This window comes from Hafnia paralvei (genome assembly GCF_020150375.1).
Lineage (GTDB): Bacteria > Pseudomonadota > Gammaproteobacteria > Enterobacterales > Enterobacteriaceae > Hafnia > Hafnia paralvei.
Genome location: NZ_CP083737.1, coordinates 2031153 through 2044770, shown reverse-complemented (window position 1 = coordinate 2044770; position 13618 = coordinate 2031153). Strand labels below are relative to the sequence as shown.

General features: G+C 41.6%; 12 protein-coding genes, 3 tRNA genes and 3 pseudogenes. 6 read left to right on the top strand and 12 right to left on the bottom strand.

The window, feature by feature from the left end:
- Positions 1–62: 62 nt before the first annotated feature.
- Positions 63–1352 carry a branched-chain amino acid transport system II carrier protein gene (gene brnQ / locus K9N75_RS09660; protein ID WP_008813154.1) on the bottom strand — a complete coding sequence of 430 codons (1290 nt, stop codon included), beginning with the start codon at positions 1350–1352 and terminating at the stop codon, positions 63–65.
- A 290-nt stretch (positions 1353–1642) separates the two neighbouring features.
- Between brnQ and K9N75_RS09655 the strand changes: the two genes are divergently transcribed.
- From K9N75_RS09655 to cybB, 4 genes are all read left to right on the top strand, one after another.
- Complete coding sequence (locus tag K9N75_RS09655; RefSeq protein WP_071887123.1) at positions 1643–1822, top strand: YnfU family zinc-binding protein; 180 nt, start codon at positions 1643–1645, stop codon at positions 1820–1822.
- A 555-nt stretch (positions 1823–2377) separates the two neighbouring features.
- The gene (locus tag K9N75_RS09650; RefSeq protein ID WP_175319993.1) at positions 2378–3262 is read left to right on the top strand and encodes a GNAT family protein; all 885 of its coding nucleotides are present in this window, start codon (positions 2378–2380) and stop codon (positions 3260–3262) included.
- 382 nt (positions 3263–3644) lie between these two features.
- A complete protein-coding gene (locus tag K9N75_RS22830; RefSeq protein WP_375374057.1) occupies positions 3645–4391 on the top strand; it encodes a helix-turn-helix domain-containing protein in 747 nt (248 codons plus the stop codon).
- 269 nt (positions 4392–4660) lie between these two features.
- Positions 4661–5194: a cytochrome b561 gene (gene cybB, locus K9N75_RS09640; RefSeq protein WP_008813151.1), complete on the top strand. Its 534-nt coding sequence runs from the start codon at positions 4661–4663 to the stop codon at positions 5192–5194.
- Positions 5195–5648: 454 nt separating this feature from the next.
- Here cybB and K9N75_RS09635 read toward each other — a convergent pair whose 3' ends face one another.
- On the bottom strand, positions 5649–6263 hold the full coding sequence (locus tag K9N75_RS09635) for a hypothetical protein (RefSeq protein WP_224452530.1): 615 nt from the start codon (positions 6261–6263) through the stop codon (positions 5649–5651).
- Positions 6264–6672: 409 nt separating this feature from the next.
- Positions 6673–7001: pseudogene (locus tag K9N75_RS09630) on the bottom strand (HNH endonuclease); the annotation flags it as partial.
- A gap of 147 nt (positions 7002–7148) precedes the next feature.
- Between K9N75_RS09630 and K9N75_RS09625 the strand changes: the two are divergent.
- Complete coding sequence (locus tag K9N75_RS09625) at positions 7149–7832, top strand: hypothetical protein (RefSeq protein ID WP_199371689.1); 684 nt, start codon at positions 7149–7151, stop codon at positions 7830–7832.
- 47 nt (positions 7833–7879) lie between these two features.
- On the opposite strand, the gene K9N75_RS22740 is transcribed toward K9N75_RS09625, so the two are convergent.
- The 3 genes and pseudogenes from K9N75_RS22740 to K9N75_RS09615 all read right to left on the bottom strand — a co-directional run bounded on the left by K9N75_RS22740 (position 7880) and on the right by K9N75_RS09615 (position 9120).
- On the bottom strand, positions 7880–8068 hold the full coding sequence (locus K9N75_RS22740; protein WP_263481245.1) for a DUF2514 family protein: 189 nt from the start codon (positions 8066–8068) through the stop codon (positions 7880–7882).
- Between the two features lie 104 nt (positions 8069–8172).
- Positions 8173–8346, bottom strand: a pseudogene (locus K9N75_RS22735) (DUF2514 family protein); the annotation flags it as partial.
- Between the two features lie 408 nt (positions 8347–8754).
- Positions 8755–9120, bottom strand: coding sequence for a YcgJ family protein (locus tag K9N75_RS09615; protein WP_008813144.1), 366 nt, complete (start codon positions 9118–9120; stop codon positions 8755–8757).
- Positions 9121–9336: 216 nt separating this feature from the next.
- Between K9N75_RS09615 and K9N75_RS22790 the strand changes: the two are divergent.
- Positions 9337–9432: pseudogene (locus K9N75_RS22790) on the top strand (site-specific integrase); the annotation flags it as partial.
- A 103-nt stretch (positions 9433–9535) separates the two neighbouring features.
- On the opposite strand, the gene K9N75_RS09610 reads toward K9N75_RS22790, so the two are convergent.
- From K9N75_RS09610 to uvrY, 6 genes are all read right to left on the bottom strand, one after another.
- A tRNA-Leu gene (locus K9N75_RS09610) sits at positions 9536–9622 on the bottom strand.
- Positions 9623–9632: 10 nt separating this feature from the next.
- Positions 9633–9706 (bottom strand) — tRNA-Cys (locus tag K9N75_RS09605).
- 52 nt (positions 9707–9758) lie between these two features.
- Positions 9759–9834 (bottom strand) — tRNA-Gly (locus tag K9N75_RS09600).
- Positions 9835–9992: 158 nt separating this feature from the next.
- A complete protein-coding gene (gene pgsA, locus K9N75_RS09595) occupies positions 9993–10541 on the bottom strand; it encodes a CDP-diacylglycerol--glycerol-3-phosphate 3-phosphatidyltransferase (RefSeq protein ID WP_004094793.1) in 549 nt (182 codons plus the stop codon).
- Positions 10542–10598: 57 nt separating this feature from the next.
- Complete coding sequence (gene uvrC, locus K9N75_RS09590) at positions 10599–12464, bottom strand: excinuclease ABC subunit UvrC (RefSeq protein ID WP_208326225.1); 1866 nt, start codon at positions 12462–12464, stop codon at positions 10599–10601.
- Positions 12424–13080: a UvrY/SirA/GacA family response regulator transcription factor gene (uvrY, locus tag K9N75_RS09585; protein ID WP_008813142.1), complete on the bottom strand. Its 657-nt coding sequence runs from the start codon at positions 13078–13080 to the stop codon at positions 12424–12426. The genes uvrC and uvrY overlap by 41 nt, the downstream gene beginning before the upstream one ends.
- Positions 13081–13618: the final 538 nt, after the last annotated feature.

Below are 13618 nucleotides of genomic sequence, written 5' to 3'. Positions count from 1 at the left end.
TTATCGATAAAACAGTATCGATAACAAACGCCATAAAAGGCGCTTGTTATCTCGACAAACGTTTAGCTTGTCACTCGTTGAGACGGTGTCACTTTACGACATATTGCGCTAAGTACAAATACCACTAGAGTAGGCACAATCCACCCCATTCCTTCTTTATAAAACGGTAAATGTTGTACCAACAAAGGGATATCATCCACAGGTACCACGCTTTGCATAATACCCACCACAAAAGCCACCAGTGTTGCAGGCATACAGAGCATGACCGAATTGTTGGCACCTTTGGCTAACGCGCCGTAAATTACCAGCACAATAAACGGAGGGTATACCGATGTTAATGCCGGTAAAGAAAAACGGATAATCTCCGTCAGCCCAAGATTCGACAGCAGCATAGATACCGCTGCCAGAATTACAACAAACATTTTGTAGGACTTTCCGGTTATCTGATTAAAATACGATGCACAAGCGCTAGTCAGTCCAATTGCAGTCACCAGACAGGCGATAGTGATGACAAAGGCTAAAAATACGCTGCCTTTAAAGCCAAAACCGTTGACGATATAGGCATGCAAGACATCAGCACCATTTGTCGCTGTGCGCGCTAACGGTAAACTATAGGCACCAAGATAGAAAAGGCTGATGTAGACATAAATGAGCCCCACAGCAGCAATCAGCCCAGTAATCACCATATAACGAGTAATATTCTGTGCGCGATCTACGCCCCGAGATTTAATCGCGTTAACGATAATAATGCTAAATACCAGCGCGGCGAGCGTATCCATCGTCAGATAACCGTTGATCATTCCACTAGAAAATGGTGTTTCTACATATTCAGGGAAAGTAGAAAGCTCATTTCCCGCTGGTCGCCAAAAAGCATATAACCCCAGAAGCCCCAGCGAAACTACTTTAAGCGGGGACAAAAACTTCCCTACAATATCAATGAGTTTTAGTGGATTAAGCGAACAGATTATCACCGCGATGAAGAACACTAGGCTAAATATGCTCAAGGGCACCTGCCCAGAAAAAAGCGGATTAATACCAATTTCATAGGAAACCGTTGCCGTACGCGGCGTACCAAATAAAGGTCCTAGTGCAAGATAGCAAATAAGCGATAATAACAGGCCGAAATATTTTCCTGCGGGTTTCGTTAATTCAACTAACGAGCCATTTTTGCGCGCCATCGCGATAAGCGCGAGAACAGGCAGACCAACGCCGGTGATCAAAAATCCCGCAGCCGCATACCACAAGTTCTCCCCTGCTCTAAGACCAATAAAAGGTGGGAAAATAATATTCCCTGCGCCAACAAACAACGCAAATGTCATAAAACCTAATGTGATAATTTCTCTAATTTTCATATACAAAAGCCGCTTCGTGTCTGGTGTTTTCAGAGCAAAACTTTACCGATCACGCTGTTTGCGCACTCATCTAAAGTATTCACAAATTATGTCAATCGTTGCTTTGATTGAACTCGGCATACTGTCGAAGTACGACAGGCACCGAAAGGCTTAATTTATCACATTTAATTATACTAAAGCGTCTGTATTATTTGATACGATAATGAATATGATTAATAAATAATCAATTTAAAGCTATTCACAGATATACAGTGTATGGTGATTTACCCTATACACGCCGAGAAAATCGTATGTCCTACCTTGATAGCTTGAAGCTCTATAGCAATCGTTCAGTACAAGTGATTTGCCCTAAGTGCTCACATTCTTCGGAGCAAAGCGCCTTAAAACTCCGTAAGAATACGACGCTGATTTGTACTTTCTGCGGCAATTATTTTTTACCCGATGAGCTAAAGCTCAAAACGCCCAAGTAAAAAGCTAGAAACAGACTGAATGAGAAAAGAAAATAAAAAAACCAAGCACGCTGGCTTCCCGTATCCCTCATCGAAAATGATGAGGGGTTGTTGGTACTCCCTTCCATCAAAAGATTAATTGTCAAACCCGCCCTCTACAGCAGCCTGAATGATGCTAAGAGCGAAAACGACTTTATCACTGGCGGAGGACGAGGATGTGGTTAGGTTCTAGCGATCTGACTGTCAGGGAAAGTGTGGTTTTTTATAATTTTCATATGGATAATTACCACCCTCATAATAACACTCGACTAACTCATATTTTATAAACAATGGGTTAAACATCATCTTTCCAGTTATTACAAAGAAACCTCACTTAAATTTCTTTCTCTGAATTCAATTATGCAAACTACCTTGAAAGAAAAAACCTAATGGTTACAAGACTGATGTGCCTGTGGAGTTGAACGTTAGCGGAGAGCAAAGGACACTATAAGTTATAATATGCGTTAATTTAATAACTGTTTAAACATGGACTTGTAGAATATGCCAAATTAAAAATTCGTAAACTTGGCAAGAGAAATGTTATCAGCAAAATTATTAGGATGGAAAGCATCAAGTTATGAGATTTATTGTCAGGCATATCAAAAATTTGGTGGTAGTGTTTGTAATCATCCATCAGTGCTAAAACTCTTGGAGGAGAAATCCCCGAGTAAAATCCGGTTTTACCATAAAGAAATCAATGGCGAAATTGTTGGCGCAATCTTTACTGATAACCATGGCAATCTTAGCCATCCTTACAAAAAAATCCCAATTATTTTTGAAAACATAATACTTCCAATATGCCCTCAAAAAGGCGGTCGTTACCTCCCTGCAAAGTCTAAAGAATTATCCTTTAAGCACAAAAAACAATTTTTTAATTTAACATACGGGATATTAAATCGCAGATCTATTTGCATCGTAAAAGAGAGTTTCTCCAAAAAAACACAGAAAAAAAGACAGGCCGAAATGAGGAGATTTCTTGCCAATGGTGGTTCAATAGCCCCTGTGACCGATTTCAGTAGCGATGAACTTAGCAAAATTTACCTAAAATTAATGAATATACGCTGGAAAGATAAGTATAAGGACAATTGTGTAAAAGAACTTGCTGATTTCATTGAAGCCATCAGACCCATGATTTTTGGCAGCGTATTGATGTTTAATGATACTCCTTGTGCATATGATTTAGTTTATAAAGCCGAGTGTAGTGATTGGATTTACTTTGATGACCATAATGGTGGTGTTGACACTAATATAAAAGAATTTAGCCCTGGAAGCCTTTTACTATCATGTAACATTAGTGACGCGCGGACATTGTGCCAAACCAAAAGCAAGGAATGTATATTCAGTCTTGGTAGATCAAATGATAAATGGTCATATAAAAAACTATGGGCTCATGAAGTAAAATTGGGTAAGTCGATATTTTAGCATAAACTAGATTTACTCTAGGTGCGTTGTAAAATCCCCCCCCTACACCCTAAGAACCTTTCAATCAGTGGCATTATCGTATTAATGATAATGACATACATTATCACATGAATAGTGTGCTGATATAATTAGCGCCCTATTCTTTCCGGCCGTAGCAAGCAAATTAGCTTGATTTTTATTAGTATAATTAACTAGTTAATTATTTAATCATCAGCCGATAATTTTGTTATTTAACCTTTTTTTAGCAACCATCTCATAGCGCGCTAAATAACATGCAAATAGTTTCAAGCGTTATTTATTGCCTTTTCCCAAGAATGTTCTATACCTAAAAGATTAAAAACTATACGGCAATAATTATCTTCCTTACTGTTAAGGAGTTAGTATGAACACTGAGTGCAATAATTTTCTCACAGTGACTCTCTTCACGCACAAAACTATATTATCTATTAGCAAATCAAATGAAATACATATTAACCCAAACCACCAAATAATAACCTGTCATAATATAGACCACAATAGTTTATCTTCAGTTCATCATATACATATTCCATCATACATTATCCGTGACTTTTTATCTTCAATTGATTATAAACTGTCATATATTAATTGTAATTGCCATTGTGATACTGACGTATTTCAAACCAAATGTATGGATACAGAAATATTCAATCTAGCTGTTAAGTATAATTCGATAAAAAAACCGACGAAAAATGAAAGCAGCCATGCACGAATGCTTTCCCTCCTCGTTTTATCGTATTTTGAAAACAGTAAAGACTTCATTTCATTCCTAATGAGGAATACAAATCCCAGCCTGACATTTAAAGTAAAAGAGATCATCACAAGAGATATAGGTCATAATTGGTCACTTGAGTCTGTTGCTAACATTTTATGTATGAGTACTAGTTCTCTCAAAAAGAATCTGAAAACTGAAGGTTCAACGTACCGAGATATTATCACGCAGTGTAGAATGCAATATGCTGCAAAACTCTTGCAAACACACAACCATTTAGTAACTTACCAGTTAGCTAGCCAATGTGGCTACAGCCACCTATCCTACTTTATACATGTCTTCAGAAAATATTATGGTGTCACGCCTTATCAATATAGCAAAAAAGAAATTGCCGCTTAGTTGTCAATCAGCATATTAGCCGGTCTCTTGCACACGGACCGGCGTAAACCAAACCGCTATTCTGTAATTTATTCTTGTCTCATTCTCTTTTACGCTGCTTTTGCACCAGATCTCAGATCGAATCCTTCGGCATCTCTACGCGAACTGAAATAAATTGGTCTGACGGTATATCTATTTGATTATTTTTGACAAAATAACCACTAGCTATTTAAGGCTTTGTTAAGCTTTAGTTCATAAACTTTAACTTTTATAGCTTAAAAGGCACAACAATGACAAAATTCAGCAAGCTACAAATACAACTGCACTGGCTCACTCTAGTCTTACTTGCTGTGACTTATGCTGCTATGGAGCTACGTGGTTGGTTTCCCAAAGATTCAAATGCGTATCTTGCAATGAGAGCCACGCACTACAATGTAGGTGTATTGGTATGGCTGCTTATGTTCTTACGCTTGGGTCTGAAGCAGAAATACAAAGATCCGCGTATCGTTCCACAACCTCCTCGTTGGCAAATGACCGCTGCTAAGCTTATGCATATTGCGCTCTATGCAACCTTCCTTGCTTTACCCATTCTCGGCATTGCTCTGATGGCCTATGGTGGCAAATCATGGGATTTCTTTGGTTTCACCATCTCCCCCTTTGTCACACCTAACAGTGGAGTGAAGGCCACGATCAAAAACCTCCATGAAACCCTTGCTAATATCGGCTACTTTTTAATAGCGCTGCATGCAGCGGCTGCGTTATTTCATCACTATGTACAAAAAGACAATACATTGTTGAGAATGATGCCAAACAAAAAGATTTGAGTCCCAATTGCACACTGCAAAAAGGCGGCTTTTAGATTCAAAAACCGCCTCTCGGCAGTCGCGACACTGCTTTATTGCTTTCATTATTCTAGTGGATTTCCTTGGTACACGGGACAAGGTTTGAACTAGTACAGCCTTACAGCCGAGGGATTTTAGATCACCCTAAATTTATAGATATTTCATATATATAAATACTTTTGTCGCCAATAGATTGTCAGGATTTATCCTTTAAAATCAATTTAGTATAAGTAGCACAACACAGCAATGGCGAATATTACTCATCTGCTGCCCTTTCCTTTCGGCTAGATCCGAAAGGGTTTGCATGTAACATCCCCAACCGTATTTTCTTGACGGTCAGCTTTGTGCCAGAAGCGGACACTGACGATTAAACTAAGGAGCCGACTTTAGCCGACTCCCAGTGAACGAAGCGAACAATTTAAACTCGTTGAACCTGTTATTGGGGAGTGTCACCGGGATCTGGCTCTTTTAGGCTACCTCGCACCGAGCGAAAATTATTTCGGGTAATGATGCTGAGTTTTAAAACTTTCAAATTTATCCAGCGACAGGCTCTTGGAAGCTTTGAACTAAGAAGGCGGCGAACGGAAGTTATCGAGAAATGTATGAACCAGAAGAGGCTACCAACAATACCTAGGGCGAGACCGATAGGCATCAAAATAATTTGCGCAAGATCTTGGATAAACTGGAGTAAAGAAAAGGAACGCTCGTAAGTATGGTGTTTCAGTAACGCATCAGAAATAACGTTGGTGCCAATTGATCCTGATATGAATGGAAGCATGTAGGCGAACACTAAGTAATAGCGCTCAAACCGTGACAGTACATTCGCCGACACATTTCCAGACGCTTCCAATTCCCTGCAGCGCTCTAGCATATCGAGGGAAGTAATATGTACAAATACACCGACACCAATAAAGCAAAGCCCAAGCATACATACTACCGGGCGCGTCAGATTAGAACTAATCAGAATATTGAACAGGCAGAATAAAAGCATTGCAATGCATGCTGAAAGAGAAAGCAATATGGGTGGAGAGAACATAAAATCGATATTCATGGGTATATGCCTAACAGTGTAGTGGATAGCTAGATTTGAACACTTTAACAGATATGTTAATTTTCACTCTTAGTTGACGTTACCCCTCTGCAACTGTTAGTTTTTAGTTCTTAAATTATCAGCTCAAACTGCATTAGATATCCTCAAGTAAAACTCAGTACGTCTATACAGTATTGAGTCAGTTTTGTTGGAGTCAGCCCACGCGCGCCAACGCCCCCGCTTTTACTGGCTTTTCTTTGAACCTCATACATCACTCGCCTGCTCATACCTGCCTACTCGAGACAAATTTTTTGCCCCCTTTTTTGCCTCATTTAAAAATATTGCCGTCCCCATTTTCTGCGCTCCCAAGTGTTAAAATCATCGAAAAAAATTCCTTATTTCGAGTGCGTAAAAATTTGACTAAAGCGGCGGTCTTGGCTCGATGGAAAGGCCAACACAATCCCTCAAGGTTGGCGTCATCATCGGTTCCGTCATGGCTCTTAGGTTTGATATGGTCAACCGTGGTCGCGGGTATCGCTCAACCTTCACGCAGTCAGGATTGGCACAGGTGCTTATCACGGTGAAGAATGCCGCCCGAATGATGATCCACTTGCTACCGTAGCCACGCTCGTGGCGGCTCTTGCCCTGCTGATGGTTCTCCCAGCCAGTATTGCGGTGTTCATTACAATAGCCACATCGGTCTGTGGTCGTATTGCGACAGCCGTGCTTACGGCTGGCTCTTGGTATTAGTTTTGGCATACATCCCCAATAGAAAACACCATCAACAGTGGGCTATGAGAAAATTTAATGCATTGATTTTATAAAAAAATAAGATCACATAACGAGAAAACACAATCTATACTTCAATAAGTATTAATATGAAAACAATTTAATATGGTGTATCGCATGCAAAAGTTATCTACTTTAATTGACGAAAAAAAGGATGCTTTTGGAAATCATCCTTTTTTTTACTATCTTAAAGACTCGTCTGTTCCCTTGAATGAAAGGCTTTCCTTTCTACCTTATATTTCACATTTCGTTATGACATTTAGTGATATAAATAAATACGTTCTTCCATTCGAAACCCCAATGAATGATCTAGAATTAGCAGTAAATACACACGCCAAAGAAGATTCAAATCATTGGCCGTGGTTTATTAATGATCTGACAGAAACTGGAAATGATAAAAATATGCTCCTGTCTGACCTCATCAAAAAACTCTGGTCTGAAAAGCTGCACAGAAGTCGTATGTTGAGCTATAGCCTTATACAATTAGTTGTTAACCAACCAGCCCAGTTACGCTTAGTTGCTATTGAAGTTATGGAGGCTACCGGCAATAAAACATTTGAGGTTCTAACAGCTATTACTGCAGATTCTGATGTAAAACTCAAATATTGTGGAAGTTTACATCTTTCACATGAAAGTGGGCATACAATAGGTAGCCAAGATGAACTTATCGACACATTAGTTTTGACTAATGAAGAACTAGAACAAGCCAATAACATAATAAACTCTGGTTTTGATTCATTTACATCATTCTTTGATGAGTTGTTAGTGAACGTAAGCTCACATAGGTATAAAGCCTCTTAACGCTTAGATTTTGATACTGCTACCGACTCATATGTTCGTTCACAAGTTTATCCGGCGCTATAAGCGCGGTCAGCCTCTTTTGCATACTCTCTTGCTACTTCGTTTGATTCGCTGAGCAACTGGGTAAGCAATATGATGGTTTGGAACTTTGACGTGCTTGAGCTGACAGCACTGGAAAGTTTGCCGGTTTCACTATCTGCAAATTGCTGCCTGAGCTGTGCGAGCTGTTCCCGCAACCTGACAGCAGAACGCTGCGCATCAATAGCATCAGTTTGTTACCTTCGTCTGCATCTTTAACCGCCTGATTTGCTGCCTGTTGTCTGCGTTGCTCTTCTGCACGTTCGTCTTCCTGTCGCTGAACTATAGCTTCAGAATCCTCTTTATCACACGGCGTCCATTTCAACTGCCAAGATTTATCAGTATCACAGTAGCCTGCTGAGTAAGCCCCTAATAACGACAAAGCCACCAGCGCGGTAGGGTTAATTCGGCAGTAGATATGAAAAAGGCCCCTCATAGGGAGCATATGAAGATTCTTAAATGCTTACAACGAAAATTGCTGAGCCCACTCAGTTATCTGCTGCGGATAGATAAACCGAATGTTGAATGAGTGGAGAGGATTCTGAACTGCTTCTAAATACCCGACACAGGGATAGCTTTTGGGTCGATTATTGAACACATAATCAGCAATATCAGCTTCATCAGTAAGGTCATCATTTACAAAACATGTGGCTCTGCCCCATAAATCATATTCAGCTTCGTTCAGTAGCAGCCCCATGAGTTTTCTTGGCGGTAAGTTAATACGAATATAGATTAGCTAAACTCGAGATAATGGTACTGAATACTGAAAAGATATAGGGAGGTGAACAAAAACACTAAGTGCAACGAACCATAGTGTTCCGCCCTATCCTTCCTGATGGTTTTGTTATGGCTTATGCCCGTACAAGAGCTCAGTATAATGCTCATCAACCTTGCCACTACGTTTACCATCTACACCAAAATAGCGATCTTTTCGGCATAGTCTCTCTGTACTATCACAAAAGACACCATTAGAAAAAGTGAAAGCAGAATGATCGAAATTACCTTGAGCTGTTAGCCGCTTCCCCTTCTTCTTGCCTAAGTACCGAGTAGTCAGTTCTGCAGATACACCTTTATCATTAGCACAAAAATACACATCACAAACAACCCCGTCGGTAGGAGAGCGTGGACTACTTTTCGTTGTATTAGCCATCACATTCGCAGAAAGAGCCCCTAATGATAGGGCGATAACAACCAGTAATTTATTGACCAAAATTCCCCTCCAGAGTAGTCGCTAGCCACATATTCCTCACCAGATTCACTGGCTAATATTCAGTATATAGTAACGCTAAGGCCCCTAAAGCTACATTACAAAAATCCTATATCTGCCAGATATCATTCACTAACCTTGATACCTTGGAGATTACTTCGTTACTACTTTACGCAGTTCTAAATTCGGGAGTGAGCAGCATATTCGTAGTCCACTAGCCATCAGGAGCAGGCTATATCAGGACACAAAAATGCATCGCAAACGGCAAGATATGATAGGAAGATTGCGATAGTTCCTGCTGTGGGGGATCAATAATATTATGAAAGTGAATTCTGAAGGGGAAAAACAGGCACAAAAAAACCGCCTCTCGGCGGTCACGACACTGCTTTATTGCTTTGATTATTCTAGTAAATTTCCTTGGTACCCGGGACGAGACTTGAACTCGTACAGCCTTACAGCCGAGGGATTTTAAATCCCTTGTGTCTACCGATTCCACCACCCGGGCTAAGGAAATTTGGAGGCGCGTTCCGGAGTCGAACCGGACTAGACGGATTTGCAATCCGCTACATAACCGCTTTGTTAACGCGCCAAAATCTTTAGCTTTTAACTTAGGCTCGCACTTTCATGCCAGCTTTTAAATTTGGAGCGGGAAACGAGACTCGAACTCGCGACCCCGACCTTGGCAAGGTCGTGCTCTACCAACTGAGCTATTCCCGCTGAGTATTTAAGTCAGTTAACGTCACTAACTTAGCTACTTGTATCTTCTGGCTTTTCATCGTTGCCGTCTGATGCGATGCATTCTACTTATCTCACGAACTGCGTCAACATCATTTTTATCTCATAACGACTGTTTGCTGATTTTTAACGCATTTCGATCACGGTTCGAGCAAATCATTCCGTGCAGCGTTCAAATATTGGAACATGGACCAGAATGTCAGTACCGCAGCAATGTAGAGCGCAATGACGCCAGCGACGATAACATAGCCATCTGGGCGCCACAGTAACGCAACCAGCGATAGCATCTGCGCAGAAGTTTTCACCTTACCAATCCACGACACAGCCACACTACTGCGCTTGCCGATTTCCGCCATCCACTCACGCAGCGCTGAAATGATGATTTCACGGGCAATCATCGTTGCAGCAGGTAGAGTGATCCACCAAACATGATAGTGCTCAGTCACCAACACCAGCGCCGTGGCAACCATGACTTTGTCAGCGACGGGATCAAGGAATGCCCCAAAACGTGTGGTTTGCTTCCATCGACGAGCTAGAAAACCATCAAACCAATCCGTTACCGCTGCAAACACAAAAATCAGCGCACAGGCAAGAGGTGCCCAGACAAACGGAAGGTAGAATGCCACAACAAAGAATGGGATCAGGATAACGCGAAATAGAGTGAGTAAGGTCGGTATATTTAATCGCATAGCGTGAGGTAACTATCTTCCGTATGTGGATATTGTTTGTATGTTGCTACAATGCCCTTAGTGTTTCAATGCATTGTGGATCTTTTCTGCCAAAGCCTGTGAAATACCAGGCACTTTTGCAATTTCTTCCACGCTTGCATTCATTAAGGGTTGCAGCCCCCCCATATACTTCAAAAGCGTCTGGCGGCGTTTAGGGCCAACGCCTTCGATAGTTTCAAGTGAGCTCGTGTTACGCACCTTGGCTCGTTTTTTACGATGCCCCGTGATCGCGTGATTATGAGAATCATCACGAATATGCTGGATAAGGTGCAACGCAGGTGAATCAGGAGGTAGAGAAAACCCTTCCCCCTCAGGCTGTAAAAACAACGTTTCCAGCCCTGCTTTACGATCGCTACCTTTTGCGATTCCTAGCAACAGCGGGCGATGTTTATCCCACGGAACATCCAGTTCTGAAAAGACCTCTTTCGCCTGGCCCAACTGCCCTTTGCCACCGTCGATAAAAATCACATCTGGGATTTTGTCTTCTTCTAGCGCTTTGCCATATCGGCGGCGTAACACTTGGTTCATTGCAGCATAGTCATCCCCAGGCGTGATCCCGTTGATATTGTAGCGGCGATACTCTGAACGCACCGGTCCATTACGATCAAAAACCACGCAAGATGCAACGGTCTCCTCTCCCATCGTATGACTGATATCAAAACACTCCATCCGGCGGATATCAGAAAGATGCAAGACTTTCTCGAGCTCCGTTAATCGCTGATGAATAGTAGATTGCTGAGAAAGTTTGGTGCTCAACGCAGTTTGCGCATTGGTTTTAGCCAATTTCAAGTAACGAGCACGATCGCCTCGTGGCCGAGTCTGAATATTGACCTTGCGACCCGCAAGCTCAGAAATAGAATCGGAGAGAATATCTTTTTCCGGCAACGTAAAGTCGAGCAATATTTCACCTGGAAGCGTACGAATCTGGCTGCCTTGTAAATAGAACTGCCCCACAAACGTCTGCACGACTTCACTTAACTCTGTACCACTCGGCACTTTAGGGAAATAGCTTCTGCTTCCTAGTATTTTACCCTGCCGGATAAATAGTACGTGTACGCAGGCCATGCCTGAATCAAACGCAACGCCAATAACATCCAGATCGTCGCTGTTGCCAGAAACAAATTGTTTTTCGGTAACTCTACGTACTGCCTGAATTTGATCTCGAATACGTGCGGCTTCTTCAAACTTGAGCGCTTTACTCGCGTCTTCCATACGCACAACCAAAGACTCCAATACTTGGTTGTCCTTACCAGAAAGGAATAGGCGAACATAATTTACCTGCTGCTCATATTCCTCATCGCTGACCAAACCTTTAACGCAAGGTCCCAAACAACGGCCAATCTGATATTGAAGGCAAGGACGCGAGCGGTTGCGATAAACGCTATTTTCGCATTGGCGAATAGGAAATAACTTTTGTAAAAGCGCTAGCGTTTCGCGCACCGCGTAGGAGTTAGGGAATGGACCAAAATACTCCCCTTTAGCATGTTTCGCGCCGCGATGGATTGACAACCGAGGATGAGTATCGGCGCTAAGAAAAATGAGAGGGTAAGATTTATCATCCCGTAGTAAAACGTTATAGCGTGGCTGATAAAGCTTGATGTAGTTATGCTCAAGCAGCAATGCCTCTGTTTCCGTATGGGTTACGGTTACATCGATCTGAGCAATGTTTTTGACCAGTGTCTCTGTCTTGCGACTCCCCACATTCTGGCGGAAATAGCTAGAAAGACGCTTTTTCAGATCTTTAGCCTTACCGACATAAATAACCGTTTCAGTGGCGTCATACATACGATAGACGCCGGGCTGATGAGTTACCGTTTTTAAAAATTCTACAGGTTCAAAACGTTCAGTCACTATTTGACAGCTTCTCTGCACTGCACAATCCATGGCGAATCGCTAGGTGCGTCAATTCAACGTCACCACTAATATTGAGTTTACTAAACATACGATAACGGTAGCTGTTTACCGTCTTCGGACTCAAATTGAGCTGTTCGGAAATCTCAACAACCTTACTACCTTTGGTTAGCATCAACATAATTTGCAGCTCACGCTCAGACAAACTGGCAAAGGGCGAATCTGTTTGTGGCGTTAGCTGGCTAAGTGCCATCTGCTGTGCAATATCCGAGGCGATATAACGCTGCCCTGAATGAACCGCACGTATGGCGTTCACCACTTCTTGTGGCGCAGCACCCTTACTCAAATATCCAAACGCGCCAGCTTGCATCACTTTAGCTGGCAGTGGGTTCTCGGTATGAATGGTCAGCATGATGACTTTTACATCAGGGTTATAGCGTAATATTTTACGCGTTGCCTCAAGCCCACCAATACCCGGCATATTCATGTCCATTAATACGATATCTGCGCTGTTACTGCGGCACCATTTAACGGCGTCTTCACCGCACTGTGCTTCGCCAACAACTTTGATCCCTTTGATATCTTCAAGAATGCGTCGAATCCCTGCGCGCACCAGTTCGTGGTCATCAACAAGAAGAACGCTGATCAAAGAAAAGTCTCCCAAAAGAAGGAACTAATGACATGTTTTTACTGCCAGTACGAAGACGATAATACTGTTTTTTGAACCAAGAATGAATAGTTTAATCACTTAATACTGACATTATTATTTCCTATTGACCAATGACTATATTGAGATCGCCAACAGACACATTCATACGAGAAAAAAGGACTATCAGGCGTTCGATAACACAAAAACAAACATTAAAATCAAACAGATAAAAACAACCCAACAATAATACAGCAATTAGATAATTGAGCGTAAACAAGTCGTTAAATTAATAATTTTTTTGCTTACAAAGTGAATACTCTCAGCACGAAATATCGATTTCATAATGAAACTTGTTATTGGTAATAACAAATTGAATATATTTTACCCACGCTGCGCGAACATTCGCCAACGGAAATTTTTATCTATACGAGAAAGAATAAAAACATTATCACTGATAAAACCTTGGTCGAACCACATCCCCAAATCCCTACATCTGTGATATACTTCGCAGCTTGAAAATTCCGTCACTCAATGACTA

Coding starts and splice junctions, on each gene's coding strand:
- K9N75_RS09625 (WP_199371689.1), top strand. CDS start 7,149: ATGCAAAAGTTATCTACTTTAATTGACGAAAAAAAGGATGCTTTTGGA.
- brnQ (WP_008813154.1), bottom strand. CDS start 1,352: ATGAAAATTAGAGAAATTATCACATTAGGTTTTATGACATTTGCGTTG.
- K9N75_RS09635 (WP_224452530.1), bottom strand. CDS start 6,263: ATGAATATCGATTTTATGTTCTCTCCACCCATATTGCTTTCTCTTTCA.
- cybB (WP_008813151.1), top strand. CDS start 4,661: ATGACAAAATTCAGCAAGCTACAAATACAACTGCACTGGCTCACTCTA.
- uvrC (WP_208326225.1), bottom strand. CDS start 12,464: ATGGATTGTGCAGTGCAGAGAAGCTGTCAAATAGTGACTGAACGTTTT.
- pgsA (WP_004094793.1), bottom strand. CDS start 10,541: ATGCGATTAAATATACCGACCTTACTCACTCTATTTCGCGTTATCCTG.
- K9N75_RS09650 (WP_175319993.1), top strand. CDS start 2,378: ATGTTATCAGCAAAATTATTAGGATGGAAAGCATCAAGTTATGAGATT.
- K9N75_RS22830 (WP_375374057.1), top strand. CDS start 3,645: ATGAACACTGAGTGCAATAATTTTCTCACAGTGACTCTCTTCACGCAC.
- K9N75_RS09655 (WP_071887123.1), top strand. CDS start 1,643: ATGTCCTACCTTGATAGCTTGAAGCTCTATAGCAATCGTTCAGTACAA.